Origin of the sequence: Lysinibacillus sp. NPDC056232, assembly GCF_042267565.1 — a bacterium.
In the GTDB taxonomy this organism is placed as follows: domain Bacteria; phylum Bacillota; class Bacilli; order Bacillales_A; family Planococcaceae; genus Lysinibacillus.
On sequence record NZ_JBHJTF010000019.1, the window covers coordinates 40,118 to 65,716 of the forward strand.

Below are 25,599 nucleotides of genomic sequence, written 5' to 3' on the forward strand. Positions count from 1 at the left end.
AGTTTTTTACGAAAAGTATGTGTATTGGGCGCTACTTGTACTAAAATAGAGATATTGTAGTAAGAGGGAGTGTTTCTTTTGTTTAAAACGATGAAAGAATGTACAGATTTTATTTTTACGTTAAAGGCAGTTGATCATAAACGTGCACCGCTCGTATTGATGCGAGAGGTATTAGCATTTCTTAATAACCCACAGGACAGGCTACGTGTTATCCATTTAGCAGGCTCAAATGGAAAGGGGTCAACAGTGAATGCGCTAAGAGAAATGTTACAACTTACTGGTTACAAAGTAGGCGCCTTTACTTCACCTCATTTAGAGCGTGTTAATGAACGTATGACTATTAATGGGATTCAAATTTCTGAAGCACAATTTTTACACTATATGAACAAAGTTGCTGATATTATTGAGACACACTATGAAGGTGACTTTCCGAGCTTTTTTGAAGTTGTAACACTTATTATGTACCAATATTTTGCGGATGAAGAAGTGGATTTTGCGCTAATTGAAACGGGTCTTGGTGGGCGTTTAGATGCTACGAATGTCGTTACGCCTCTAATTTCAATTATTACAACAATTTCATTAGAACATACTGCGTTTTTAGGAGATACATTAGCAAAAGTAGCGTTTGAGAAAGCGGGAATTATTAAAGAAAGTGTACCTGTTATAGTGGGTGTTAAAAGTGAGGAGGCACTTTCGGTTATCAGTGAGGTAGCAAATGAGCGCCATGCTCCATGCCTTGTTTTAGGGAAGGATTTTACGGTTGAAAATATTGAACAAGGTACTGATATGCAACATTTTAATTACCGTAAAGCAAATGTGGAGATGGAAGCTATCCCATTAAAAATGGCTGGCGCGCATCAAATAAATAATGCAAGCCTTGCGATTACGGCGATCCTAACGTTAAGAGAGAATGGGGCCATTGATATTTCGGATACATCAATCCGTCAAGCTTTGGAAAAAGCTCAGTGGGCAGGCCGTTTTGAGCAATTACCTGGCAATATTATATTAGATGGGGCACATAATTCTGAAGGTACTACTGCACTAATTCAAACACTTAAAACGGTTTATCCACACCAAAACTATCGATTTATATATGCAGCACTATCGGATAAAGATCATGCGAAAAGTATTGCTTTAATGGATAGTATTGCTACATCAATTGCATTTACACAAATTGAGCTCCCTAATGCTATGCCTGCTGATCAATTAGCTGCATTATCTACAAATACGAACAAAATATATAATGCGCATTGGTGTGAAATGGTTCAAACGATGCTACATCAAAGAAATAATGAGGATGTTATCGTCATTACAGGCTCTTTGTATTTTATAGCTGAAATTCGACAATGGCTACAGGGGGAACAACGATGATCCCTAAATTGAATAGCTACAAGGAAAAATGGAATGTTCAGAGTGATGATGTTATTAAACCTGGTCTAACTGCGATTGAAGAAGCATTGGCACTAGTAGGTAATCCAGAAAACAAATTGCAAGTTGTGCATTTAGCAGGGACTAACGGTAAAGGCTCGACACTTACATTTCTAGAATCAATCGCCAAGGAACATGGCTTACGTGTTGGTAAATTTATGTCTCCTTGTATTTTGGACGTGCATGACCAAATTCAAGTAGAAGGTCAAGCTATTACAGAAGCTGAAATGAATCATGTATTCCAACAAATGCAGGCAGCCGGACTTAGTGGGAAACTAACAGATTTTGAACTTTTAACAGTTGCAACATTTTTACATTTTGTTTCTAGTAATGTAGATATTGCCCTTATTGAAGCTGGTATGGGGGGCTTACTTGATAGTACGAATGTGGTCACACCAATTGTCTCTATCATACCTAGTATCGCATTAGAGCATACGAATTTTTTAGGAGATACGATAGAAAGTATCACCTACCATAAAGCAGGGATTATTAAGCCATATCATCCAGTTATTATTGGCGATCTACCGTTAGAAGCAAAGAATATAGTCTACCAGGAAGCCAACAAAAAACATGCATCCGTTCTTGAGCTAAATCATCAATTTTATGTGGAACAAGAGAAAGATGGAGAGAGATATGTATATAATGACAATGGCCTCCGTGTTACAAAGCTTACACGCACTATAAAGGGAGCGCATCAGGCGAATAATATGGCACTTGCTACTACAGCTTTTTTCGAAGTGGCGACCGCATTAGCGTTACAAATTAGTAAAGAAGCTATTCAAAAAGCTGTAAAAAACGCAACCATTTTAGGACGTTTTGAAGAAATTATGCCTTATATTGTTTTAGACGGTGCGCATAATCCAGCGAGTGCTGAGAAGTTAATAGAAACGATTAAGCATGAGTACCCAGATGAGAAGATTACTTTTGTAATTGGAATTCTTGCAGATAAGGCTGTAAAAGAGATTTTGCAACAATTTGAGCAAGTAAGTGATTGTTTTTACTTTGTTGATTTTGATAACCCCCGTGCGATGGCTGCTCACAACATGCTTGAGCTGTCCAACGCCTCTCATAAAGCGGTTTTAGAAGATTATGTGCAATTTTTAAAACGACAGTCAGCAAACAAATCGAGGACTATTGTATCGGGTTCGTTGTATTTATTAACGGAAGTACGTAGTAGATTAAAAAATAATTAGCATTTAGTTGAACGAACAAGATCAGGTACTCATAAAAATGAGTCCTGATTTTTTTTATTTAGTGTGAAAAATAATTTATACGATGGACTATTTGAGTAAAATTGCTCTTTGATCTTTTTTCAGGCGTGTTGATTAGGGAAATATAGGTTTTTATTGGCTGATAAAAGGATTTTTTTGTTGATATTTTGCTAATGTATGCCCATTTTAACTGATTGTAGCGAGGGCTACTCGACGCTCGCCCGCAGGAAGCCTTGCTCTGCGCGAAAGCGAAGCGTCAGCAACAAATGTTTTCTGTAGCGAAAGCAAAGCGGCAGCTACAAAGCGAGTAGCCCGTAGCGGAAATCAGAGCCTTCTAATTAATTAAAGTGGATAAAAATGGTTAATAAACACGCTTGATCTTTTTTGTTTATAGTAAAACTTTCATTGCAAAAATAGTTAATTTTGCAGTAAAACTTCGCAAATAACTATTCAATCAAAATGTAGTAAATTCGCATTTACACATCCTTTTATACATATACTTATATATCAAATTGGTCTTTTCTAAATTTACTTTGATAGGTTAAAGAAAGAGGTGATGGTCGAATGAAAATTGTCAGTCAAGTAATGAGAAAACAAGTATTTCGAGCGATGGTTATTGGGGGAATAGTTGGACTTTTTGGTGTAGGCATTTTTTTAGGTATTCTTCAAGCAAGCACTCAATTTTCTTTAAAAAATGATAGTAATGAGGTAGCCAATAAAAGTAATAATAATACGAACGGAGAAACAGTTCCGACAGCGGGAGGAGCAACGAATGGACCCATGTTTTTTGCAAGTCAAGCAGGGGTCTATTCAAATTATGAAAGTGCAAGCGCATTTGTATCTGAACATCCTTCATTAAAAGAAAGTGCCATTGTCGAGGTTGATGGAAAATTTCACATTTGGACAAGTGTGGTAACAGATGAAAGTAAACTTGTCTTTTTAAAAGATCCTGCAACATTTAAAAAAGCATTCACTTTGAGTGGTGATAGTTGTAAGGAGGCGACGATTGCAGAGCTTCCATCTGTGCTAGCTGACAAAAATGCAACAAAATTAAATTTTAAGGATAATTCCAAAGATTCTACGCTACCTGCTGATTGGCAATCTATTGGAGCGGCGGCCTCGTCTATATCAACTGATATCAGCATCATTCGCTTGCAAGTTTTGGCCCATTATAAATCGAAAAATGCTTGTCTTCAAGTGAAATTTTAAGCATAAAAGATAGTGAAATAAGCATTATCTTGATTTTTAGAAAATTTTCAAATCCCAAATTCTCCGTTATGATAACTAATAAGGAGGAATGGTCAGACAATGTTTAAAACAACTCACAAGCTAGTGCTTGCTTCTGCTTCACCACGACGAAAGGAATTACTTGCTATGCTATCCCTTCCATTCGACATAATAACTAGTGAAGTAGAAGAGACAAGCGTCCAGGCAACTACAATGCAAGATTATGTAAAAGGTGTAGCTCTATTGAAAACACGTGATGTGGCAAAAAAAGCTCCAAATGCAACGATTATTGGAGCGGATACGATTGTTGTTTATGATGATGAGCTACTCCATAAACCAAAAAATCGTGAGGAGGCAATTTCTCACTTATTGCGCTTATCAGGTAAGCGTCATGCGGTTATGACAGCCGTTGCCATTATTGAGCCTAACGGTAATGAAACTACATTTGTTGAAGAGACAAATGTTGTCTTTCATCATTTATCACAGGAGCTCATCGAAGCATACGTAGATTCGGGAGATCCATTTGATAAAGCAGGTGGTTATGGCATTCAAACTGCTGGAACCCTTCTAGTGAAACGCATTGAAGGAGATTATAACAATGTTGTCGGCTTACCACTTGCAGCGTTGTTTATGCAATTGGTAGCACTCAATATTATCCAATTTGCAAAGGAGTGAGACTTTTTGACGAATGATGTTTTACCAAGGACGATGATACGAGATGTTCATATAGAAGATCGCCCCCGTGAAAGACTGCGTAGACAAGGAGCTATGAGTTTATCGAATCAGGAACTACTGGCTATTTTACTAAGGACAGGCACTAAAGAAGAGTCTGTTCTTGTACTTGCCAATCGCGTACTAAGTGTTTTTGAGCGTTTACATCATTTGAAACATGCAACAATAGAAGAAATGGTTGCTATTAGAGGGATTGGTGAGGTTAAAGCCATTCAGTTATTAGCGGCAATTGAACTCGGTAGACGTCTCGCACAGAAACATAGCGATGAAAAATATACGATTCGTTCACCTCAAGATGCCGCTGCCTATTTAATGCCTGATATGACCTCACTGAACCAGGAACATTTCGTCGTTCTTTTTTTGAATGTGAAAAATCAAATTATTCATAGACAGACGATTTTTATAGGCAGTCTAAATGCTTCGATCGTCCATCCAAGGGAGATTGTGCGCCCATAAGGGTTTATAAGGAATCTGCTTTCGCACAGCAGTAGGGAAATATCACTATCTGTACCCTATCATTAGCCAACTTATCTGAAAGGGAAACTAATCAGGGAGTGTAGCATGTTGGAAAAGCCAGAAGTTACTTAATGACCAAAGTACGACTGAATGGCGAGATGAATTGTATAAATAAGGATAAAGGCTAAACTGCTTGAATGATAGCTCAAGGGGGACTACTCGGACCTTTAGCGGGAGGTCATGATTTACGCTATTTGAAATGTGCATTGTTCTTAAAGATTTCGAGAATGATGATGTGATACCATTTCACCCAACTTTCATATAAAAGTAACGAGCAAACGTCATATCCGACATTATACATGCGATAAGTCTTTATAAATCTAAATGGGGATTACCTAAGTCAGGATGCCTATGGGCTATGTGTTTAGACACTGAATATCTGATATGGTAACGGAGCTCTCGTAGTAGTCCGAGCTAGGGAAAGCCTAGTACATGGCGAAGGGGAGCAGTTTACCCTGTTAATACCAAATTGGGAAGGAGCGGAGGCTCTATGAGAATTCCAAAAGTAGTATTAAATCGTCTAACTGCCAAAGCAAGAGATGAAAGCTATGTATTTGAACGACTATATCGTAACTTGTACAACAAAGAATTCTATTTTGAAGCTTACGTAAAACTGTATAAAAACAAGGGTAGTAATACAAAAGGAATCAATGAAAATACAATTGATGGCATGAGCATAAAGCGTATAGAAAAGCTCATTGAGAAATTAAAAAATCAAGCGTATCAACCAAATCTAGCACGACGGACGTACATCCCAAAGAAGAACGGGAAAACAAGACCACTTGGCATCCCTACTTTCGAGGATAAACTAGTCCAAGAAGTTGTTCGGCGATTACTTGAAAGCATTAATGAGCCACAGTTTTCGGTACACTCTCATGGATTTAGACCAAATCTTAGCTGTCATACAGCATTAAAAGAAATCCGTAATACTTTTACGGGAACTAGATGGTTTATTGAGGGTGATATTAAAGGGTTCTTCGATAATATAGACCATCATGTGTTAATTAGCATTTTAAGAAGACGGATTCATGATGAAAAATTCATCAACTTAATCTGGAAATTTTTACGAGCAGGTTATGTAGAAGATTGGGAGTTTCATAAAACTTATAGTGGTGCACCACAGGGAGGAGTCATCAGCCCCTTGTTATCGAATATTTATTTAAATGAACTCGATAATTATGTGGAGCAATATATTGAAAGCTATAACAAAGGTGACAAACGAATACACAATTTAACATATCATAATCTTGCTTCAAAGATTAATCATCGCAAAAGTAAGAATAAACATGATTGGGCGACCTTATCCGAAGTGGAAAAGAAAGAACGCTTAAAGGAATTAAAATTCCTTTATAAAGAACTGCAAAGCCATGATAGTAAAGACCTTTTCGACCCAAATTACCGACGTCTAAAATATGTTCGTTATGCAGATGATTTTATACTTGGCGTCATCGGTAGTAAAAAGGAAGCTGAACAAATTAAACAAGACTTGGCAATGTTCTTAAAAGAACGGTTAAGGCTAGAATTAAGTACTGAGAAAACATTGATTACTCATAGCAAGAAGAATGCCCGTTTTCTTGGGTATGATATTCGTGTCGTAAGAGATTGGCAACGAATGAAAATGCCAAACGGAACTAAAAAGCGTAAATTCAATTATCAAACAAAGCTTTTCGTTCCACATGAAAAATATATTCAAAAGCTCTTACAATTAAACGCGTTAATAATAGGAACGAATAATGGTTGGAAACCTATTCATCGCCCGTATTTAGTGCATAATGACGACCTTGAAATTATTCGTACGTACAATGCAGAAATAGAAGGCTATTACAATTACTATCGCCTAGCAAGTAATGTACATGTTTTACAGTCTTTCCGTCAAACGATGAAATACAGCATGATTAAAACGTATGCGAATAAATATAGGAGTACTGTTAGCAAAATTATCACTAAATATAAGATTAATGGGGAATTTGGCATTCGATATGAAACAAAAGAAGGTCTGAAAATTGCTTATTTTACAGAGCAACGAATGGAAAAGAACGATGCGATTAAACAGCCAACAGTTGATATAGTTGAAAATATACACTAATTTATACAGGGCGAACAAGTCTGATTGACCGATTACTTGCCGAAAAATGTGAGTGGTGTGGTGTATCAGGTGTATCTCTTGAAATGCATCATATTCATAAATTGAAGAATTTACAAGGTAAGAAAAAATGGGAACAGAAAATGATAGCCCGTAGACGAAAAACAATGGCATTATGTATATCGTGCCATCACGATTTGCATAATGGCAAGTTAGATTAAAGTAAATGGAAAGCCGTATACTCTGAGAGGAGTACGTACGGTTTGGAGGGGAGTTCTTGGAAACCTAATATAGAAATATATCAAGGCGCTGGGTTCTCACCCTACTTTCGCGAGGCTGTAAAAAGATCTGCGGCCTCTATTATTTGTGCGCATAATCATCGTGCGACACGTTCGTAACTGAAAAGGTTGCGCATGCTGTCCGAACGTCAAGTTGACAAGTAAGAGAGTCGTGAACTCTTCACTCGATAGGTGGAATGATAGGGTAACGCCTTGAAACGCCTACTCTAATACTCCGACATGCGTTATTCGAATGTGTATAAGAATAAGGTGTGAAGCTCGGTGAAGTCGGCTGAATGTTACCGTAGTGCCAATCTAATTGGTAACCGAAAGCTAACTAGAGGTAGTTGGTGTAACGGATAGGTCGGGAGTCGTTAAAACTTAATATGGTGAGAATGTGGTAAAACACTGACGAACTAGCGAACGAAATGTCTGTAAGTGTGACTATTTAGAAATGAGTAGACTTGATGAAAATTCAAGTGCGTTTCCGTGGGCGAGTAAGTATGGTGGTTTCGAAAGCTCCATGCATCGTTACAGGCGATGGAGAGGACGCCAGGCAAGAGCTAGCACCTAAGTTAAGTATTGATAGGGTTAAGGGAACGTGGAAAGCTATCAACATGAAGAGTACACACTCGATGAAGTGTTAGGAAGGAAAGGAATGTATCTATAACTTCCTTTTATGATAGTGCGAGTAGAGGCAGGAGTAATGAAGTTTCTGTAATGGAAATGGAACAATAGCCTCAAGTCGTTTCGTCTAAACTATTTCAACTCAATCATTTCAAGGATTCTCGTAAGACTAAAAAAGGTCACGAGCCATGATTGAGCGTGATAGACCTTGAGCGAAAACTTTAAGAAAATCCCTAGACTGAAAAACACAAGGTTACGACATGCAGAGTACTATGGTATGACTGAAACCTTTGATGAACTTTATGCAAAAAGTAAGGATAACCAAAAAAATTAATAACCTTATGGCTATCATTACTTCAGACAATAACATCCTACTAGCCTATCGAAATATTAAACGAAACAATGGAAGTGCCACGGCTGGAGTAGATGGAGTAACAATAAACGATATTGAAAAGCTGGATATGCATGAGTTCATTAAAATGGTAAAGAAAAGATTTACACATTATAAACCTCGAAAAGTAAGACGTGTGGAAATTCCAAAACCTAATGGGAAAACTAGACCATTAGGTATTCCATCAATGTGGGATAGAATTGCACAACAATGTATTTTGCAAGTGTTAGAACCTATATGTGAAGCTAAATTCTATAAATATAGTTTTGGATTTAGACCGACAAAATCAGCAGAAAATGCGATAGCCGCATGTGCGGGGCGACCACTAATACAGAAACTATCCAAACATATCTTGAATTTCTCAAATTAAATAAGGAACAAATTGAGAAAGTAAACAAACTAAGGTTGTTAATTGGGAATGAAGCAATAAAATAGGGATGCAAATTAGATTTAGTAGATTGAGGTAAATGAAATAGTAGGCAAACGATGGAATGCCGTGTGCGATGAAAGTTGCATGCACGGTGTGGAGCAGGGGAAAAGGTAGAGATTACTTCAAAGCCTTACCTATTGCTATCTAGTGGCGTACCAACACCCAGTGATGAGGATATTGAAGTGACGAGAAGGATTATAGAGGCTGGTTATATTATTGGCATTGATTTAATAGACCATCTCATCATCGGTGATCATCAGTTTATTAGTTTGAAAGAAAAAGGATACTTTTAACTCTGCAATATATTTTGCAGAGTTTTTTTGATGGAAATCTTTGGGGTTTGTTGAAGTATCAGGTTCATCACCAAAAGTTGTTGTGGATGATTTTGTTAAAACGTCTATAATGTAGATAGGTTGATTGGAGTGGAGACTGGGCGACTCCTTGGGGATTAGCAATAGAGGAACGAAGGCTAAAAGCATCACGTCCTGTGATAACGCTTTCGTGACCAACATCGGTGCTGTTGCCGCTGCCGCTTCGCTTTCGCGCAGATAAAACCCTTTTGCTGCCGCTTCGCTTTCGCGCAAAAAACATCTGTTGGCCCGAGACCCTGCAGCGAAGCGGATGTTTTCTGTGCGAAAGCGTAGCGACAGCAACAACAAAAGCGGCTCATCGGACGGCCCCCCCAGAAAGCTCTGCTCTGCGCGAAAGCGAAGCGACAGCAACAACAAAGCGCCCAGTCGGAACGGAAATCAACCACACGTTTTGGTGACGATCCAAGTATCTATACGATTTAGAATTGTAAAGCAGTTGCGAATCATTTCGGGAAGCCTTACAGTGTTCTTTTTTCCAAAATTTAGTGAAGAATCAAATCACTTTATTATTTTAAAAATAAATATTTTGTATTTTTTTGCGAAAAGCTAAAAATAAAAACGAACCTTTTTTTATAGAAAACGTTATTGTATTCGTAGAAATGTCTATAATATTCACAAAAATTGGTAGCCTATTACACGTTGTCTTACAAGAATAAAAATTATATGCTAATCTATACGTACTGTTTTTGTTTAGGAGGGAATTAAAATAGTATCTTTTCCGCGAGAAGAGGTATGTGGCACTACAAATTCTTGCGTTTTTCCGTTATAATGAAAGGTATGATTTTATTTTTATTCAGAAAAAGACTCTCACTCCAAAAGGTGTGAGATAATTGAGGGTGTAGTTTTTTTCAGTAGGTGTCTAACACTGAGTGAATGAAGATAGAGCTTCGGGTGTAAACACGCCTGGGCGTAGTTGATGTCAACGAAAGTATGGCTTAAATAGAAAGGGAGTACACAATTTGTTTGGATTAGGAAGTAAAGATGTCGGGATTGACCTTGGCACAGCGAATACATTAGTGTTTATTAAAGGGAAGGGAATCGTTTTACGCGAACCTTCAGTCGTAGCAAAAAATACAAAAACTGGAGACATCGTTGCAGTTGGTAATGATGCGAAAAATATGATTGGTCGTACACCTGGCTCAATCGTAGCAATTCGTCCAATGAAAGATGGCGTTATTGCTGATTTTGATATTACTACAGCAATGATAGAATACTATTTAAAAGAAGCTTGTAAAAATTCTGGTGGTAATTGGAAAAAGCCGAATGTTATGATTTGTGTGCCTTACGGTATTACATCGGTTGAACAACGTGCGGTTATTGATGCTGCTCGCCAAGCAGGTGCTAAAGACGCATTTACAATTGAAGAGCCATTTGCAGCAGCAATCGGTTCGAACTTACCAGTATGGGATCCAACAGGGTCAATGGTCGTTGATATCGGTGGTGGTACAACAGAGGTAGCAGTTATTTCATTAGGTGGTATTGTAACAAGTGAATCCGTGCGTGTTGGCGGGGATGCAATGGACCAATCCATCATTTCGTATATTCGTAAATCATATAATTTAACAATTGGTGAACGTACTGCGGAAGCAGTAAAAATGGAAATTGGTACAGCGTTGGCTGAGGGTCCAGAAGAAAAAATGGACATTAGAGGACGCGACCTTTTAACAGGTTTACCGAAAACAATCGAAATTTCTTCACAGGAAATTTCTGAATCTTTACGTGAAGCGGTAGCATCTATTATTGATGGTGTTCGCAAAACGCTTGAACAAACACCTCCTGAATTATCTGCAGACGTAATGGAACGCGGAATTGTACTAACAGGTGGTGGTGCGCTATTAACGAATCTAGACAAAGTTATTAGCCAAGAAACAAATATGCCAGTATTTATCGCAGAAGATCCACTGGACTGTGTTGCTATTGGTACAGGTAAGGCTCTAGAACATATTGATTTAATTCGTCAACAACAAGTTAAAGGGTAAGGAGGTTTAGGCAATGCCACAGTTTTTTTTCAATAAGAAATTAATTTTGCTACTCGTGGGCATGGTTTTTCTTGTGGCATTGATTAGCTTCTCATTACGTGAACGGACGAACGCAACTTTACCAGAGCAAATTATTAAAGACACTGTCGGCGTCGCACAATCCATTGTTGCGAAGCCGGCGAATTATATTACTGGTGTTTTTGATAGTATTGATTCCCTCTTAAACACGTACGAAGAAAATAAACGTTTAAAAGCACGCTTAGATGAATTTGTAGCTGTACAAGCTGAGGCAGCGGACTTGAAATCTGATATTAAAAAGTTTCAAGAGCTTATGGACAAATCGGAAAGCTTAAAAGCATATGATCCGATTCATGCCACAGTTATTGCCAGAAATCCTGACCAGTGGGAAGAAAAAATTATTTTAGATAAAGGATCTTCACACGGTGTAGAAAAAAATATGGCAGTTATGACAGCGAAAGGATTAGTCGGTAAAGTGACTTTAGTGACGCCTTTCACCTCTGAGGTAGAGCTTTTATATACAAATAATCCAAACTATCGTGTTTCTGCGATGGTTCAAGGAGATAAACAAGCATACGGTTTAATCGAGGGCTATGATAAAGAGCGTAATAAACTCATTATGAAGCGAATCGATTCAAGTTTAACAGTGAAAAAAGGCCAACAAGTAGTTTCATCAGGGCTTGGCGGTGTTTTCCCAAAAAATGTGCCAATCGGAGAAATAACTGAAGTAAGTACAGATGATCATGGCTTAACAAAAATGGCTTACGTAAAACCATCTGCTGATTTTTCAATTTTAGACTATGTTGTTATTGCTAAACGTTCCTCTACTGTAATAGATGGATCTGATGGTAATGCATCGAACGGAGATTTAACACATCCACAAAAGGGTAAAGAGGAGGCGGAATAATGGTTCGATTTCTCATCCCCTCTGTGGCAGTTTTACTATTTTTACTAGAACCAGAGTTTGCTATGTTTTCACCGATTGAAGTGAAAGGGCAAATCTATTATTTAGTTCCTAGATTTTTAATCTTATATTTAATATTTATATCCATCTATTACAGCCGTCAACGAGCGGTAATGTATGGACTTTTTTTTGGTGTCTTGTATGATGTGTTTTACATTGATATTATTGGATTATATTCAGTACTATTTCCGCTTATTTGTTTTTTAGCAGGGTCAATTGTGAAAGTTATTCATCAGCACTTAGTTGTGACAACGACGATTTCAGTTGTTTTAGTAGCAATTTTAGAATTTATACTCTATCAATTCTTCTATCTTATCGACTTTACAACGATTCCATTTTCGGATTTCTTACGTTCACGATTACTGCCAACGATCATTGCTAATGCACTATTTTTAATGATTCTTGGTTGGGCCTTCAAGTATCTGATTAATGCGCGTGTCTTACAGAGAGCACGTGAAGTTTCTTAACAAAGAGCAACGTGGGGTGAGGCATTCATGAAAAAACAGTTAGTTAATATGAAGGGGACAAAGGATGGATTTGTTCTTCATTTAGACGATCAATGTGCGTATGTCGATTTAGTAGAAGAGCTTAAAAAGAAAGTTTCAGAGAGCGGTATCGATAGTAAAGTAGATGTACAATTATATTTGGGCTATCGATACTGTTCTGATGAACAAATCAATGAGCTTATTAAAATTGTTCAGGAAACAGAGCAACTAATCGTTTCAAAGGTGCAAAGTGAAGTACTGACTGTCCATGAGAGCAACCAGAAAAGGATTGAAAGTCAACAAGATACATATTTAGGTGTGGTCAGATCGGGTCAAGTTCTACGCTCGCCTGGGGATATTATTATCGTAGGGAATGTCAATCCGAACGGACGTGTAGAAGCAGCTGGCAATGTGTATGTCCTAGGCAAACTTAAAGGAATTGCACATGCTGGTGTTCATGGTAATAAGGAAGCAATCATTGCGGCATCTTATTTTGAAGCTACACATATCATGATTGCTGATCAGGTTCAGGCAATGTCAGATGAACATGTGAAAACGATTAATCAGGAAGAGATGGCTTGTGCATTTATAGGCTATGATGGGCGCATTACGTACGATCAAATTCACGCGTTAAAAAATATTCGACCATTGTTAAATGTGTCTAAGGGAGGAAGCTAGTGTGGGAGAAGCGATCGTCATAACTTCAGGTAAAGGTGGCGTCGGAAAAACGACGACAACGGCTAACCTTGGGACTGCATTGGCGCTGCAAGGTAAAAAAGTATGTTTAGTAGATACAGATATTGGATTGCGTAATTTGGACGTGATTTTAGGTCTGGAGAATCGAATTATCTATGATTTAGTAGATGTTGTTGAAGGGCGCTGTAAGATTCATCAAGCACTAATAAAAGATAAACGTGTAGATGAAAAACTATTTTTATTACCTGCTGCTCAAACGACAGATAAAAATGCAGTTAAACCTGAGCAGATGAAGAGCTTAGTAGAAGAATTAAAAAGAGACTATGATTATGTTTTAATAGATTGTCCAGCGGGCATTGAACAAGGCTATCGCAATGCTGTTGCTGGTGCTGATCATGCCATTGTAGTAACAACGCCAGAAATCTCTGCTGTGCGTGATGCAGACCGAATTATTGGCTTACTCGAACAGGAAGAAATTACTGCACCTAAACTAATTATTAACCGCATTCGCCAGCATATGATGAAAAGCGGTGATACTTTGGATGTTAATGAAATTACAACACATTTGTCTATTGATTTATTAGGAATCATTGTAGATAACGAAGGGGTTATTTCATCATCCAATAAAGGTGAACCAGTAGTAATGGATCCTGCTAATAAAGCATCTCTTGGTTACCGTAATATTGCCCGGAGAATACTTGGAGAATCTGTACCACTTATGACCATTGAAGATGAACATAAAGGTGTATTTTCAAAACTTAAAGCGTTATTTTCAAGATAAACATTAACCTTTTCGTGCATTTGTACGAGAAGGTTTTTTTCTTGTGCATGAATGGACATGCAAGCTCATATAGTGTGAAAAAAGGATGAGGGCTTGTTTAAAAAATGGAAATGGTTGATCACAATATTGCTTGTGGCTGCAATTATGCTAGTAATTCGTTTAGAGGATCAAGGCGTATTGGAAACACCGGTGCGAAAACTTGTTACAACATCAGCGGATTTAACCTATTTAAGTGAGCTCGGACAAAGTTGGCTAAATAAAGAGGATACAACAATTTTAGTATCGAGTGATGTTGGACAAACTGAACTATTATCATTTGCCAATGCGCAAGTTTTTAAGGAAGGCTTTTTATTGCAATATGACATGGGCCTGCCGGTATATGCTGGAAAGAATGGTCTTGTCGTTTTCACCGGTCATACAAAATATACTGGTAAAACAATGACGATAAGCTATGATGATGGTACAACTGTATCCTATGGTATGCTGGATAGTTTAGCACAACTTCCATACACAACAGTGCAGGCAAACGATTTAATCGGTATGAAAGAGACGGGGCAACTCTATATCTCGATTGAGAAAGACAAGGCACAATATAGTTTAGAGCAGATTGTACAGTGGCTTGAAGCAGCGGAGTCCAATGAAAATTAAACTGCATCTTCTATGTATCCCTCTCGTATTTTTAATGATTTTTACCGGTCAAATTGCTTATTACGCTATTATTTTATCTTCGTTATTATGGCATGAAGCAGGTCATTTGTTAATGGCGATGCTTTGTGGCGTTAACGTAAAATCATGCGTTATTACACCTTACGGAGGGGAAATAGAATTTGAAAATCCAGCGGTTGTGCCAGCAACGTCACTCCTTTGGATTGCCTTAGGGGGACCAATCGCTACAATACTAGGGATTGGCCTCGCTTTTTTTATGCCTGAACTGCTTGCTACTAAGCTTATTAATGTGCAACTTGTGCTATTAGCAATCAATGTTTTACCGATTATTCCATTGGACGGTGGCAGAATATTTATAGCGTGCTTATTTTTATTCAATCCAAATGTTCGTGCGTTTGAATATTACTACTGGTTTTCTCTTATAATTGCCTTTATACTATTCATGATAACTTTATGTTACCTCCCACAATCTATTTTTTTAGCAATTTTATGTTTATTTATATGGCTTCAAGTGTTAAAGGAATGGAATTATCGAAAATATCGTTTAGCATTTGAGAAATATGTAATGAATAGATTGACTTAAAATAAATCGTGTGGTAATATTTTAATGTTATTGTTTGTAGCACCTGTGCTACTACAACCGCACTGGAAAGGTTTAAGTATCGTATGATCACCTTTATAAACAGGCGAGTCTGAGTCTAAGAGGAGGTGCAGTAAAATGTACGCAATTATTGAAACTGGTGGTAAACAAATCAAAGTAGAAGCTGGTCAAGAAATCTATATTGAAAAATTAGGTGTAGAAGCTGACGAGGTTGTAACTTTCGATAAAGTTTTATTCGTAGGTGGCGAAAACGTTAAAGTTGGAGCTCCATTCGTAGAAGGCGCTACTGTAACAGCTAAAGTTGTGAAAGAAGGCCGTGCGAAAAAAATCGTTGTTTTCAAATTGAAAGCTAAAAAGAACTACCGTCGTAAACAAGGTCACCGTCAACCTTACACAAAATTAGTTGTTGAAACTATCAACGCTTAATTGTGAGGTGTAGCGAATGATACAAGTTACGATTTATCACAATGAAAATAGACATGTGTCAGCATTTGAATTTTCAGGACATGCGGAATACGATGAATCTGGTAAAGATTTAGTATGTGCAGGAGCATCTACCATTGCCATAGGTACGGTGAATGCTATTTATGCACTATTACAATTACAGCCAGAAATCGAACAAGCTACTGAAGGTGGAGGCTATCTTAAGGTAGATTTACCATCAGATATAGAGCCTGAGATTGATGCAAAACTACAGTTAATTGTCCAAGTAATGACTGCCCAAGTGTATTCAATGGTGCAAAATTACGGACAATATATCCAAATCAACTACAACCAAGTAGGAGGTGGAACACGATGAAATTATTATTAACTTTAGACTTACAATTTTTCGCATCTAAAAAAGGTGTAGGTTCTACTAAAAACGGACGTGACTCTGAGTCTAAACGACTTGGTGCTAAACGTGCTGATGGCCAATTCGTAACAGGTGGTTCAATTCTTTACCGTCAACGCGGTACAAAAATTTACCCAGGTACAAACGTAGGTCGTGGTGGTGACGATACACTATTTGCTAAAGTTGACGGCGTTGTTAAATTCGAACGTTTAGGTCGCGATCGCAAACAAGTATCTGTATACCCAGCAACACAAGAAGCTTAATCTTTTATAAGATAACATAAAGCGGAGGACTGCATTTATTGCAGTCCTTTTTTTGGCTAAATTTCAATTTCTTTCAGCAATGTTTTATGTAACGTAAGTGAAACGTCAGTTCAAATGGTTTTGGTAGCGAAAGAAAAGCGTCAGCAACACGGTTTTATCTGTGCGAAAGAAAAGCGTCAGCAACACGGTTTTATCTGTGCGAAAGCGAAGCGACAGCAACACGGTTTTATCTGTGCGAAAGCGAAGCGACAGCAACACATGTTTTCTGTAGCGAAAGCAAAGCGTCAGCTACAATTATGCCTCGGCATAATTGATTGAAGAATTAAGGGAAAAATACAGCAAAACTTGTTATACTAGTAAGGATAACTTTATTGGAGTGAATGGGATGAACAATCAATCACTAACCATTAGTGAAGTAATACGTTTTGCAAATCATGATTATGTGAATCAGCTTCAGATTATTCGCATGAATTTAGATTTAGGTAGAATTGATGAATCAAAAAAGCTTATTCAAAATTATTCAGAACAATTACAAGTACTTTCTATCCTTAATCGTCTACAATTACCGCAAACAATCGAATGGCTGCAAACAGCAGGTTGGCGCTATCCTTCATTACCAATGAAGCTTAGCGGTGACATAAAAATGTCTGTCACAAATACAGTTGATTCGGAAGTTGTAGATTACTTAAACAAAACAGTTATGCATGTTTATGATACATTAGATCCATTTACAGAGCAGAGCTTAGTGCTCGATGTACGTGTTGACGATCATACATTTGCCGTGACATTCACGTTAAATGGGCTATGGAGTGCTGATGCATTCACCGAAAAAGGTTTGAAACAATTAGACATTCAAACAGTGGAAGAGACAAATGCGTCTTGGATATATGTATTGAGTGCAAGCAGGGAGTGAATTAAATGTTTGTCGATCACGTCAAGATTTATGTAAAAGGTGGCGACGGTGGGGATGGAATGGTAGCCTTCCGTCGTGAAAAATTTGTACCGAATGGTGGTCCAGCTGGTGGCGATGGTGGTCACGGTGGGAATGTTGTCTTTCAAGTTGAAGAAGGTCTGCGAACGTTAATGGATTTCCGCTATAAACGCAACTTCAAGGCTGACCGTGGTGAGCATGGTATGAGTAAAGGGATGCATGGTAGACGTGCAGATGATTTAATCGTTAAAGTACCACCGGGCACGGTTGTAATGAACGAAGAAACAGGCGTTGTTATTGCGGATTTAGTCGAGCATGGTCAACAAGCGATTATCGCAAAAGCTGGTCGCGGTGGCCGCGGGAATTCCCGCTTTGCAACACCAGCCAATCCTGCTCCAGAACTTTCTGAAAAAGGTGAGCCAGGACAAGAATTAAATGTTATATTAGAGTTGAAAGTACTAGCAGATGTAGGATTAGTTGGCTTCCCAAGTGTAGGTAAATCAACATTATTATCTGTTGTTTCTGCGGCAAAGCCAAAAATAGGTGCTTATCATTTCACTACAATCGTACCGAACTTAGGAATGGTTGAAACAGATGATCATCGTAGCTTTGCAATGGCCGATTTACCAGGTTTAATCGAAGGTGCGCACGAAGGTGTTGGTCTAGGTCACCAATTCCTCCGTCATATTGAACGTACACGTGTTATCGTACATGTAATTGATATGTCGGGTATGGAAGGGCGCGATCCTTATGAAGATTACTTAACAATCAATGATGAGCTAAAACAATATAATCTTCGTTTAACAGAACGTCCACAAATTATTGTGGCAAATAAAATGGACATGCCAGATGCAGAGGAAAACTTAGAAATTTTCCGTGAAAAAGTGGGCGAAGATGCGAAAATCTTCCCAGTATCAGCGGTTTCTCGCCAAGGTTTAAAGCCTGTATTATTTGAAATTGCCGACTTACTGGAAGTGACTCCTGAATTCCCATTATTCGAAGATCTAGATGAAGAATCAGATGCAACGGTACTTTACAAACACCAATCTGAAGCAGATTCAATCGAAATCTCTCGTGATCCTGATGGTACATTCATTCTTGGTGGATATGCGATTGAGCGTATCTTCAAAATGACAGACTTCAGCCGCGAGGACGGTGTACGTCGTTTTGCACGTCAATTACGTGGTATGGGCGTCGATGAAGCATTACGTGAACGTGGTGCACAAAATGGAGATATTGTACGCTTATTGGAATTCGAATTTGAATTTGTCGACTAAGAATAGGTTTTAGGGGGAAGCGTATGAAGAATGTTGCGAATCAGCGATATTATTTAGTTCGTGAAGATGTTTTAACGGATGCTATGCAAAAAACTTTGGAGGCGAAACACTTACTTTCAAGTGGTTCGGTATCTTCCATTTGGGATGCGGTAAAGCAGGTGGATTTATCGCGTAGTGCGTTTTACAAATATCGGGATGCTGTATTTCCTTTTCATTCAATTGTGCAGGAACGCATTTTAACAGTCTTTTTACAGCTTCAGGACCGTAAAGGAACACTTGCAAAGCTTTTAGAAACAGTGACAATTACGCATTGCAATGTACTGACTATCCATCAAACAATACCGATTCAAGGACGTGCGAATGTTACATTATCGTTAGATGTCACTAGTATGACATGTGAACTGGATGATTTAATACAGCAACTTAAACGTTTAGATTTTGTAGAGTCAGCGGAAGTAATTAGTTCTGGTGCATTGTAATGACTGACAGCAAGTTTGAATTTTTGACAGAATGTAAATAAGCTCAAAAGGAGCAGTCCCATGTGATGTAATTATCACTTCATGGGACAGCTCCTTATTCTATATCGAAAATTCATAGAAAGAAAAGTAATGGATAGAACGTCATAAAGAGGGTTTTGGGAGGCTTCTTTAGGTGCCTTACCTCAACATTTGATGTAGAATAAAAGGAGTTTTCGGGAACTTGAAAATTCCGAATTTTTACATTAGTTTAAGCGGCTCATCGGACGCCCTCAGTCGGAATGGAAATCAACCCCACGTTATCGTAGTGAGCCAATCAAATCAAATCAAATCAAATCAAATCAAATCAAATCAAATCAAATCAAACAATGAACAGGAGGTAAATGTAATGACAGAGCAACAATGGGAAAAACGAATAGGATATTTAGGACCTGAGGCATCATTTACATACTTAGCAGCAAAGGCAACCTTTCCGAATGAGTGGCTTGTCCCTTGTTCTACAATTCCAGAATGTATTGAAGCGGTAGCAAAGGGGAAGGTAGATTTAGCAGTTGTACCACTGGAAAATGCTTTAGAAGGATCTGTATCGTTAACGCTTGATTATTTATTTCATGAGGCGACCTTATATGTTACAGGTGAGCTTCAGTTAAAAATACAGCAGCATTTAATGGTCAATAAAGCGCAGAAGGACAATTGGGAGTCAATCGAAGGAGTTTATTCACATCCACATGCTCTAGCCCAATGTCATAAATATTTATTTTATCGCTTCAGCCATGCTCCGTTACATCAAACAACATCAACAGCAGCAGCGGCAAAATTTGTATCCGAAAATCCGAACGAGTGCATTGCTGCAGTTGGAAATGCAGCGGCAGCAGATAAATATGGCTTAGAAATCGTTCAACCTAATATCCATGATTTCCATTTTAACCATACTCGTTTCTTCGTATTATCTAAGCAAAATAAACGATTACCGCAAGAATTATCAGATGGACAGGCAAAGACAACTTTCATGATTACATTGCCAACGGATCGTTCAGGGGCGTTACATCAAGTATTATCAGTATTCGCATGGCGACAGCTAAATTTAAGTAAAATCGAATCACGCCCATTAAAAACGGGCTTAGGTGATTATTTCTTTATGATTGATGTTTTAGCAGATGAAAAGGAGCCTATGATGCGTGGGGCTATGGAAGAACTAGCTGCACTTGGTTGCAAGGTGAAGTCACTTGGTACATACTTTACTTATCGAACATCAGACGAGTAATCAATTTCGCCTTGACGAGGAGGAATCAGTATGGGCGGCATTATATTATTTGACGGAGTGTGCAATTTTTGTGATAGCAGTGTGCAATTTATTATCAAACATGATCAGGTAGCATATTTTCAGTTTGCATCCATCCAGAGTGATGTAGGGCAGGCGTTACTTGCACAATACGAAATACCAGGAAATATAGATAGTGTCCTATTAATTGAGCATGGGAAGGTATATTTTGAATCTACAGCAGCTCTTAAAATCTGTAGGAGATTAGATAGTTTTTGGCCTGTCTGCTATGTTTTCATTCTTATTCCTCCACCTATACGAAATATAATGTACCGACTGTTTGCTAAAAATAGATATCGTCTTTTTGGACGAAAAGAAAGCTGTATATTGCCAACACCTTCACAACGAAAAAGATTTCTCGAGCTTTGAAGCTATCCAATTTAAGTGGATAGCTTTTTTTAGAGAAAATTGAAACACCTAATTCAGAGGTACAAGATCATAACATTGAGATGATTTCTGTTCCGACTGGGCTTTTCCAAGGGAAGTCCGATGAGTCGCTTGGGGTAACAGATATTTTTTGTGCGGAAGCGAGAAACTCAAAAAATCTTTGAATTTTTAAATACCTAACGAACAGAAAGCTGCTAGTCTCCGTGAAGACTAGCAGCTGCTTATCAATTATTTGATTTTACATGTTATGGAAGGGAAGTTTGTTAAATTATTGATCTACAACTAAATATCCCTTTTTTTGTAAAGTAAGCTCAATTAAATCTAAAATTTCAACAGAAGGCGCAGATATAACATGAAGATGTGTACCACCTGTTAGTTCGGATAAATAACTTGCCTGTGTTTCGTTGACACGTTGAATAAATTTTTTTACCTCATGACGGTTAGAGACCATAATCGATGCAGTAATTTCTCCATAAATAGGATGTTCAACAATAACATTTTTTACTGTACCGCCGCAATCAACTATTGTTACCAGTTCATCTTCTGCATTCTCTGCAGTATGGAAGCAAGGAATTGTACGTTCAACAGTTTGCTGTATTTGTTCCTGATGCATGTAAAGATATCCTTGGCTAGTAGCAATAATAGGTTCATTTCTAGCCTTTAATAATGTCATATCATTAACAATGACTTGTCTAGAAACATTAGCGAATTTAGCTAGGTCTGTCCCTGTTATAGGTGCTGTGCTGTTTTTTAGTTGTGCTAGAAGTTGCAGTCGGCGTTCTTCGCCTAACATTTTTTTCATAAGAGATCACCTCTGCTTGTAATAAAGGAAGCAGTTTTCCTTAAAAACTAGTGTACCATGAAGCCTTTCTAACGTGGGTGAATTTTTTGTATCCAAATGGAACATTGAACATATGATACGGAGAGAGGAAGGGAGGAAAAAATTGCGTATTCATATTGTCCAAAAGGGAGACACGTTGTGGAAGATTGCGAAAGAGTACGGAGTTTCGTTTGAAGATTTAAAGCGGCTTAATGCCCATCTCGCTAACCCAGATTATATTGTACCGGGCATGGAAATTATCCTACCTGAAAAAATAAACAAAGAACCACATAGAGAACCACATAGAGAACATCATCGAGAAACAGATTGGGGAATGCATAGAGAAGGACATAGAGAAGGACATAGAGAAGGACATAGGGAACCACATAAAGAGGGGCACAAGGAACATATGCACAAAGAACATATGCATAAGGAGTCACCTGCAAGGCATGTTAAAGAAAAAGAGGTTCAGAGACCAATGCCACCACCAATTATTGTGCCACCACCGCCAATGCCTGAACCACAGATGATTCCAATTCCTTATCCAATGCCAATGCCGATGCCTCAGCCAGCGCCTGTTGAGCTTAGCTGGAATCAACAAGTTGTCATGCCAAGTGTAGAGCAAACTGTATCACCAATTCAAATTCAACCGCAACCGCAACCGCAACCTGTAGCCCAACCGGCGCCAGCACCAATGCCAATGCCGCAACCGATTTTTATCATGCCACAAATGCCAGCAGTGCCACATTGTGCAAGCTGCCATCAGCCAGTGCATCATCATATGTATTGGCCAATGCCGATGCATATGCCAATGGAGCCGCAAATGGAGGCTTATACAATGCCGGAGCAACCAACATCATGTGAAATGCCATGCGAAAAAGTTGCTGGGGCGGAGGAGTTCTTAGAATCTAGTACATCTCCATTCTTCCCTATGAAGCCTGAATTTCAGCCGATGCCGGAAATGATGCCGGAAATGGAACAGCCATGTGGTTGTCATGCACAACCAGTCATGATGCCAAATTGGCAAATGGATCCATGTTGCAGTCCACCACCATGTCCACCACCATGTCCGCCGCCATGCCCATCCCATTGCCCAATGCCGTATTCGTCAGTAGGGCCATGGATGTCACCGCACTTTTTCCCAGGCGGGATGACGCCTTATCGATGGTGAAAAAGCGTATATCATTGAAGAAGTAAAGCCGAATATTTGGAAGTATAAATATCAATCTAATAATTATTTTGTAAAACGGGCAAAGCTGATAGAAATAGCAGAAAAGGTGAGGGTTATTCATCGACAGCTTGGATATCTGGAACCCTCGTTGATCTTACCTGTAATGAAAAGTAATGATGAGTATTTAATCGTGCAAGATTGGCAAGAAGGAAGTCATAGTGCTAATTTTGCTCGTAAAAAAGATCGGAAGGAATCACTTAAGTTATTAAATACGTTACATGATACACATAAAAAAATTACTTGGCAGCGTGTACCAGGTTTGCACACCTATTCACAGCTTTTAAAATGGCAAATGCGTCATATGCGTTTTAAAAGCAGACGGAATGAATTTCGTGCATTTTTAACAAAAGAAGAAATGGATCAAATTTTACACTATAGTGAGAAATCGTTACAGCTAATCGCGCAGGAAGATGTACCTGAAAAAGAAATAACGCTTTTACATGGAGATGTCGTACATCATAATTTTTTATGGTGCTCAGATGGAGAATTGCGTTTAATCGATTTTGATTTGGCTCACCTTGGAGAAGCGGATGATGAATATATTTTATGGTTGCATCGTGTACTGCCAGCTGTAAATTATGACCTTGGTAAAATATTTGCAGAGCTACCAGAGATGAAACGATTAGATAAAAGAAAGCTACATCGCTTAAAATATCCAAATGAGCTATTACGTGAATGGCTTTTTGCAGTAGATTTACCATTAGATCAACAGCTGGTATTTTTAGATTATTTAGTGCCATTTACAAAACGGGCTCTCACATATTGGCCCAAACTGTGGTACGATATTGATAAAATGATAAAGAAATGACCGTCTTTCGGCGGTCATTTTTGTATGTGAACGACTACTTGTGTTATTTCTTATAGTCGAGCATTCGTTCGCAATATGCTATAATCGAAGACGATGATTGTGAGGGAATATAGAATGTATGATTATTTAAAAGGACAAGTAAAGCGTATAACTCCTGAGTATATCGTCCTTGAACAACAAGGGATTGGCTGGCAACTGAATACACCTAATCCATTTGCGTTCCGGACATCGGCACTTGAACAGCAAATATTTGTACACTTGCATGTACGTGAGGACGCGCAAGTGTTATATGGCTTTCCAAATTTAGACCAACGAGAGCTGTTTCGTAAACTTATTTTAGTGTCAGGAATTGGACCGAAGGGTGCACTTGCTATTTTAGCTACTGGGAATCCTCAACAGGTTATCAGTGCCATTGAACGAGAGGATGAATCGTTTTTAGTGAAGTTTCCTGGTGTAGGTAAGAAAACGGCACGTCAAATGATTCTAGATTTAAAAGGTAAACTTGGCGGATTGTTAGAGACTATTGAGCTACCTAGTACAGAAGATGAGCTACCGTTATTTGGTGTAAATCCATATAAACATGAGCTTGAAGAAGCTATTCTTGCCTTAATGGCACTTGGTTATTCTGAAAAAGAACTAGAAAAAATACGTCCACAGCTCGAAGATAACGACAAGCTTGAAACAACAGATGCATTTATGAAACAAGCTTTACAATTGCTATTAAAGTTAAAATAGTGAAAGGGGGGGAAGTACATGTCTGAACGTATGATGGCTAGTGAGGCAGGTAGCTATGATGAACCGTTTGAATTATCTTTACGCCCACAAAGATTAGCACAATACATTGGTCAACATAAGGTAAAGGAGAATTTACAAATTTTCATTGAAGCGGCAAAGCTTCGTCAGGAAAGTTTAGATCATGTGCTGTTATATGGACCACCTGGACTTGGTAAAACTACATTAGCTGCTGTCATTGCTAATGAAATGAATGTCAATGTGCGCATGACAAGCGGTCCTGCAATCGAACGTCCTGGCGATTTAGCAGCTATTTTAAGCTCACTGGAGCCAGGGGATGTGCTATTTATCGATGAAATACATCGCCTGCCTCGTGCAATAGAAGAGGTGCTTTATCCTGCCATGGAGGATTTTTGTTTAGATATTGTCGTTGGTAAAGGCCCTGAAGCGCGTTCTGTACGACTTGATTTACCGCCATTTACACTCGTTGGTGCGACAACAAGAGCAGGTGCATTATCAGCACCTTTAAGGGATCGCTTTGGCGTATTATTAAGATTGGAGTATTATGATCATACTTCACTTGCAGAAATTGTCGTTCGTAGTGCGCATTTATTTGATGTTGATATTGAAAAAGTAGCAGCACTTGAAATGGCAACACGTTCGCGTGGTACTCCCCGTATTGCTAACCGTCTTCTAAAACGAGTACGAGATTATGCACAGGTGCTTGGAGATGGTATGATAACGGAGGGACTTGCTAAGCAAGCGCTGGAGCTATTACAAGTCGATCCTAGAGGGCTTGACCATATTGACCATAAACTTGTGACCAATATGATTGAGCGCTTCCGCGGTGGCCCAGTAGGATTAGATACGTTGGCAGCGTCTATTGGCGAAGAACGCGTTACGATTGAGGACGTGTACGAGCCATATTTGATGCAAATCGGCTTTATACAACGGACGCCACGTGGACGTGTGGCAACACATTTAGCCTACGAACATTTTGGATATGAGTATCCCAAACAAACCTAGAAGAAGGAAGT

The 25,599-nt window shown here is 38.6% G+C and carries 28 protein-coding genes, 3 pseudogenes and 1 other annotated feature; of the genes and pseudogenes, 29 read left to right on the forward strand and 2 right to left on the reverse strand.

Going from position 1 to position 25,599, the window contains the following annotated elements; translation table 11 throughout:
• Nucleotides 1-78: 78 nt before the first annotated feature.
• The 8 genes and pseudogenes from ACFCYJ_RS14875 to ACFCYJ_RS14910 form a co-directional block, all read left to right on the forward strand.
• Nucleotides 79-1,371 (forward strand): bifunctional folylpolyglutamate synthase/dihydrofolate synthase, encoded by a 1,293-nt coding sequence (locus ACFCYJ_RS14875; RefSeq protein WP_376074716.1) that lies wholly within the window; start codon nt 79-81, stop codon nt 1,369-1,371.
• Nucleotides 1,368-2,621, forward strand: a complete 1,254-nt coding sequence (locus ACFCYJ_RS14880; protein ID WP_376074717.1) for a bifunctional folylpolyglutamate synthase/dihydrofolate synthase — start codon at nt 1,368-1,370, stop codon at nt 2,619-2,621. The genes ACFCYJ_RS14875 and ACFCYJ_RS14880 overlap by 4 nt, the downstream gene beginning before the upstream one ends.
• Nucleotides 2,622-3,203: 582 nt before the next feature.
• A complete protein-coding gene (locus ACFCYJ_RS14885; RefSeq protein ID WP_376074718.1) occupies nt 3,204-3,848 on the forward strand; it encodes a hypothetical protein in 645 nt (214 codons plus the stop codon).
• A 99-nt stretch (nt 3,849-3,947) separates the two neighbouring features.
• A complete protein-coding gene (locus ACFCYJ_RS14890) occupies nt 3,948-4,541 on the forward strand; it encodes a Maf family protein (protein WP_376074719.1) in 594 nt (197 codons plus the stop codon).
• Between the two features lie 33 nt (nt 4,542-4,574).
• Nucleotides 4,575-5,048, forward strand: a pseudogene (radC, locus tag ACFCYJ_RS14895) (RadC family protein); the annotation flags it as partial.
• Between the two features lie 556 nt (nt 5,049-5,604).
• Nucleotides 5,605-7,418 (forward strand): annotated as a pseudogene (locus ACFCYJ_RS14900) (reverse transcriptase/maturase family protein).
• Between the two features lie 986 nt (nt 7,419-8,404).
• On the forward strand, nt 8,405-8,863 hold the full coding sequence (locus ACFCYJ_RS14905; protein ID WP_483869485.1) for a hypothetical protein: 459 nt from the start codon (nt 8,405-8,407) through the stop codon (nt 8,861-8,863).
• A gap of 206 nt (nt 8,864-9,069) precedes the next feature.
• Nucleotides 9,070-9,216, forward strand: a pseudogene (locus ACFCYJ_RS14910) (JAB domain-containing protein); the annotation flags it as partial.
• Here the strand turns inward: ACFCYJ_RS14910 and ACFCYJ_RS14915 are convergent.
• On the reverse strand, nt 9,151-9,507 hold the full coding sequence (locus tag ACFCYJ_RS14915) for a hypothetical protein (RefSeq protein ID WP_376074720.1): 357 nt from the start codon (nt 9,505-9,507) through the stop codon (nt 9,151-9,153). The pseudogene ACFCYJ_RS14910 and the gene ACFCYJ_RS14915 sit on opposite strands and share 66 nt — an antisense overlap.
• 46 nt (nt 9,508-9,553) lie before the next feature.
• Here ACFCYJ_RS14915 and ACFCYJ_RS14920 point away from each other — a divergent pair, with 46 nt between their 5' ends.
• From ACFCYJ_RS14920 to ACFCYJ_RS15000, 17 genes are all read left to right on the forward strand, one after another.
• The gene (locus tag ACFCYJ_RS14920; RefSeq protein WP_376074721.1) at nt 9,554-9,844 is read left to right on the forward strand and encodes a hypothetical protein; all 291 of its coding nucleotides are present in this window, start codon (nt 9,554-9,556) and stop codon (nt 9,842-9,844) included.
• 409 nt (nt 9,845-10,253) lie between these two features.
• On the forward strand, nt 10,254-11,273 hold the full coding sequence (locus ACFCYJ_RS14925) for a rod shape-determining protein (RefSeq protein ID WP_376074722.1): 1,020 nt from the start codon (nt 10,254-10,256) through the stop codon (nt 11,271-11,273).
• Nucleotides 11,274-11,286: 13 nt separating this feature from the next.
• Nucleotides 11,287-12,198 carry a rod shape-determining protein MreC gene (mreC, locus tag ACFCYJ_RS14930; protein WP_376074723.1) on the forward strand — a complete coding sequence of 304 codons (912 nt, stop codon included), beginning with the start codon at nt 11,287-11,289 and terminating at the stop codon, nt 12,196-12,198.
• Nucleotides 12,198-12,722, forward strand: a complete 525-nt coding sequence (gene mreD / locus ACFCYJ_RS14935; protein ID WP_376074724.1) for a rod shape-determining protein MreD — start codon at nt 12,198-12,200, stop codon at nt 12,720-12,722. The genes mreC and mreD overlap by 1 nt, the downstream gene beginning before the upstream one ends.
• 27 nt (nt 12,723-12,749) lie before the next feature.
• Nucleotides 12,750-13,418 (forward strand): septum site-determining protein MinC, encoded by a 669-nt coding sequence (gene minC / locus ACFCYJ_RS14940; RefSeq protein ID WP_376074725.1) that lies wholly within the window; start codon nt 12,750-12,752, stop codon nt 13,416-13,418.
• A gap of 1 nt (nt 13,419) precedes the next feature.
• Nucleotides 13,420-14,217, forward strand: a complete 798-nt coding sequence (gene minD, locus ACFCYJ_RS14945; protein ID WP_376074726.1) for a septum site-determining protein MinD — start codon at nt 13,420-13,422, stop codon at nt 14,215-14,217.
• 93 nt (nt 14,218-14,310) lie between these two features.
• Complete coding sequence (locus ACFCYJ_RS14950) at nt 14,311-14,865, forward strand: peptidoglycan DD-metalloendopeptidase family protein (RefSeq protein WP_376074727.1); 555 nt, start codon at nt 14,311-14,313, stop codon at nt 14,863-14,865.
• Complete coding sequence (locus tag ACFCYJ_RS14955) at nt 14,855-15,466, forward strand: zinc metalloprotease (protein WP_376074728.1); 612 nt, start codon at nt 14,855-14,857, stop codon at nt 15,464-15,466. The genes ACFCYJ_RS14950 and ACFCYJ_RS14955 overlap by 11 nt, the downstream gene beginning before the upstream one ends.
• A 45-nt stretch (nt 15,467-15,511) precedes the next feature.
• Nucleotides 15,512-15,587 (forward strand) — a sequence feature (ribosomal protein L21 leader region).
• Nucleotides 15,588-15,601: 14 nt separating this feature from the next.
• Complete coding sequence (gene rplU / locus ACFCYJ_RS14960; protein ID WP_370041859.1) at nt 15,602-15,910, forward strand: 50S ribosomal protein L21; 309 nt, start codon at nt 15,602-15,604, stop codon at nt 15,908-15,910.
• A gap of 16 nt (nt 15,911-15,926) precedes the next feature.
• Nucleotides 15,927-16,283, forward strand: a complete 357-nt coding sequence (locus ACFCYJ_RS14965; protein WP_376074729.1) for a ribosomal-processing cysteine protease Prp — start codon at nt 15,927-15,929, stop codon at nt 16,281-16,283.
• Nucleotides 16,280-16,579, forward strand: coding sequence for a 50S ribosomal protein L27 (gene rpmA, locus ACFCYJ_RS14970; RefSeq protein WP_079563575.1), 300 nt, complete (start codon nt 16,280-16,282; stop codon nt 16,577-16,579). The genes ACFCYJ_RS14965 and rpmA overlap by 4 nt, the downstream gene beginning before the upstream one ends.
• Before the next feature lie 114 nt (nt 16,580-16,693).
• On the forward strand, nt 16,694-16,897 hold the full coding sequence (locus ACFCYJ_RS14975; protein ID WP_376074730.1) for a hypothetical protein: 204 nt from the start codon (nt 16,694-16,696) through the stop codon (nt 16,895-16,897).
• 67 nt (nt 16,898-16,964) lie between these two features.
• Entirely contained in the window at nt 16,965-17,492 is a 528-nt protein-coding gene (locus tag ACFCYJ_RS14980) for a Spo0B domain-containing protein (RefSeq protein WP_376074731.1), read from the forward strand.
• A 5-nt stretch (nt 17,493-17,497) separates the two neighbouring features.
• Nucleotides 17,498-18,787: a GTPase ObgE gene (obgE, locus tag ACFCYJ_RS14985; RefSeq protein ID WP_370041865.1), complete on the forward strand. Its 1,290-nt coding sequence runs from the start codon at nt 17,498-17,500 to the stop codon at nt 18,785-18,787.
• A 23-nt stretch (nt 18,788-18,810) separates the two neighbouring features.
• On the forward strand, nt 18,811-19,266 hold the full coding sequence (locus ACFCYJ_RS14990; protein WP_053484814.1) for an ACT domain-containing protein: 456 nt from the start codon (nt 18,811-18,813) through the stop codon (nt 19,264-19,266).
• Nucleotides 19,267-19,651: 385 nt separating this feature from the next.
• A complete protein-coding gene (gene pheA, locus ACFCYJ_RS14995; RefSeq protein ID WP_376074732.1) occupies nt 19,652-20,527 on the forward strand; it encodes a prephenate dehydratase in 876 nt (291 codons plus the stop codon).
• Nucleotides 20,528-20,557: 30 nt separating this feature from the next.
• Nucleotides 20,558-20,953, forward strand: coding sequence for a thiol-disulfide oxidoreductase DCC family protein (locus ACFCYJ_RS15000; RefSeq protein ID WP_376074733.1), 396 nt, complete (start codon nt 20,558-20,560; stop codon nt 20,951-20,953).
• Nucleotides 20,954-21,239: 286 nt separating this feature from the next.
• On the opposite strand, the gene ACFCYJ_RS15005 is transcribed toward ACFCYJ_RS15000, so the two are convergent.
• Complete coding sequence (locus ACFCYJ_RS15005) at nt 21,240-21,773, reverse strand: transcription repressor NadR (RefSeq protein WP_376074734.1); 534 nt, start codon at nt 21,771-21,773, stop codon at nt 21,240-21,242.
• Nucleotides 21,774-21,915: 142 nt separating this feature from the next.
• Between ACFCYJ_RS15005 and ACFCYJ_RS15010 the strand changes: the two genes are divergently transcribed.
• The 4 genes from ACFCYJ_RS15010 to ruvB all read left to right on the forward strand — a co-directional run bounded on the left by ACFCYJ_RS15010 (nt 21,916) and on the right by ruvB (nt 25,588).
• Nucleotides 21,916-22,962 (forward strand): LysM peptidoglycan-binding domain-containing protein, encoded by a 1,047-nt coding sequence (locus tag ACFCYJ_RS15010; RefSeq protein WP_376074735.1) that lies wholly within the window; start codon nt 21,916-21,918, stop codon nt 22,960-22,962.
• A 34-nt stretch (nt 22,963-22,996) separates the two neighbouring features.
• A complete protein-coding gene (locus tag ACFCYJ_RS15015; RefSeq protein ID WP_376074757.1) occupies nt 22,997-23,830 on the forward strand; it encodes a phosphotransferase in 834 nt (277 codons plus the stop codon).
• Nucleotides 23,831-23,944: 114 nt separating this feature from the next.
• Nucleotides 23,945-24,565 (forward strand): Holliday junction branch migration protein RuvA, encoded by a 621-nt coding sequence (ruvA, locus tag ACFCYJ_RS15020; RefSeq protein ID WP_376074736.1) that lies wholly within the window; start codon nt 23,945-23,947, stop codon nt 24,563-24,565.
• 18 nt (nt 24,566-24,583) lie between these two features.
• Nucleotides 24,584-25,588 (forward strand): Holliday junction branch migration DNA helicase RuvB, encoded by a 1,005-nt coding sequence (gene ruvB / locus ACFCYJ_RS15025; RefSeq protein WP_376074737.1) that lies wholly within the window; start codon nt 24,584-24,586, stop codon nt 25,586-25,588.
• The last annotated feature ends 11 nt before the right edge of the window (nt 25,589-25,599 follow it).

Excerpts from the sequence above, each read along its gene's own strand:
- ACFCYJ_RS14880 (WP_376074717.1), top strand. The coding sequence starts at position 1,368 with ATGATCCCTAAATTGAATAGCTACAAGGAAAAATGGAATGTTCAGAGT.
- ACFCYJ_RS14885 (WP_376074718.1), top strand. The coding sequence starts at position 3,204 with ATGAAAATTGTCAGTCAAGTAATGAGAAAACAAGTATTTCGAGCGATG.
- ACFCYJ_RS14890 (WP_376074719.1), top strand. The coding sequence starts at position 3,948 with ATGTTTAAAACAACTCACAAGCTAGTGCTTGCTTCTGCTTCACCACGA.
- ACFCYJ_RS14905 (WP_483869485.1), top strand. The coding sequence starts at position 8,405 with ATGCAAAAAGTAAGGATAACCAAAAAAATTAATAACCTTATGGCTATC.
- mreC (WP_376074723.1), top strand. The coding sequence starts at position 11,287 with ATGCCACAGTTTTTTTTCAATAAGAAATTAATTTTGCTACTCGTGGGC.
- mreD (WP_376074724.1), top strand. The coding sequence starts at position 12,198 with ATGGTTCGATTTCTCATCCCCTCTGTGGCAGTTTTACTATTTTTACTA.
- minC (WP_376074725.1), top strand. The coding sequence starts at position 12,750 with ATGAAAAAACAGTTAGTTAATATGAAGGGGACAAAGGATGGATTTGTT.
- ACFCYJ_RS14955 (WP_376074728.1), top strand. The coding sequence starts at position 14,855 with ATGAAAATTAAACTGCATCTTCTATGTATCCCTCTCGTATTTTTAATG.
- rplU (WP_370041859.1), top strand. The coding sequence starts at position 15,602 with ATGTACGCAATTATTGAAACTGGTGGTAAACAAATCAAAGTAGAAGCT.
- ACFCYJ_RS14965 (WP_376074729.1), top strand. The coding sequence starts at position 15,927 with ATGATACAAGTTACGATTTATCACAATGAAAATAGACATGTGTCAGCA.
- rpmA (WP_079563575.1), top strand. The coding sequence starts at position 16,280 with ATGAAATTATTATTAACTTTAGACTTACAATTTTTCGCATCTAAAAAA.
- ACFCYJ_RS14975 (WP_376074730.1), top strand. The coding sequence starts at position 16,694 with ATGGTTTTGGTAGCGAAAGAAAAGCGTCAGCAACACGGTTTTATCTGT.
- ACFCYJ_RS14980 (WP_376074731.1), top strand. The coding sequence starts at position 16,965 with ATGAACAATCAATCACTAACCATTAGTGAAGTAATACGTTTTGCAAAT.
- obgE (WP_370041865.1), top strand. The coding sequence starts at position 17,498 with ATGTTTGTCGATCACGTCAAGATTTATGTAAAAGGTGGCGACGGTGGG.
- ACFCYJ_RS14990 (WP_053484814.1), top strand. The coding sequence starts at position 18,811 with ATGAAGAATGTTGCGAATCAGCGATATTATTTAGTTCGTGAAGATGTT.
- pheA (WP_376074732.1), top strand. The coding sequence starts at position 19,652 with ATGACAGAGCAACAATGGGAAAAACGAATAGGATATTTAGGACCTGAG.
- ACFCYJ_RS15000 (WP_376074733.1), top strand. The coding sequence starts at position 20,558 with ATGGGCGGCATTATATTATTTGACGGAGTGTGCAATTTTTGTGATAGC.
- ACFCYJ_RS15005 (WP_376074734.1), bottom strand. The coding sequence starts at position 21,773 with ATGAAAAAAATGTTAGGCGAAGAACGCCGACTGCAACTTCTAGCACAA.
- ruvA (WP_376074736.1), top strand. The coding sequence starts at position 23,945 with ATGTATGATTATTTAAAAGGACAAGTAAAGCGTATAACTCCTGAGTAT.
- ruvB (WP_376074737.1), top strand. The coding sequence starts at position 24,584 with ATGTCTGAACGTATGATGGCTAGTGAGGCAGGTAGCTATGATGAACCG.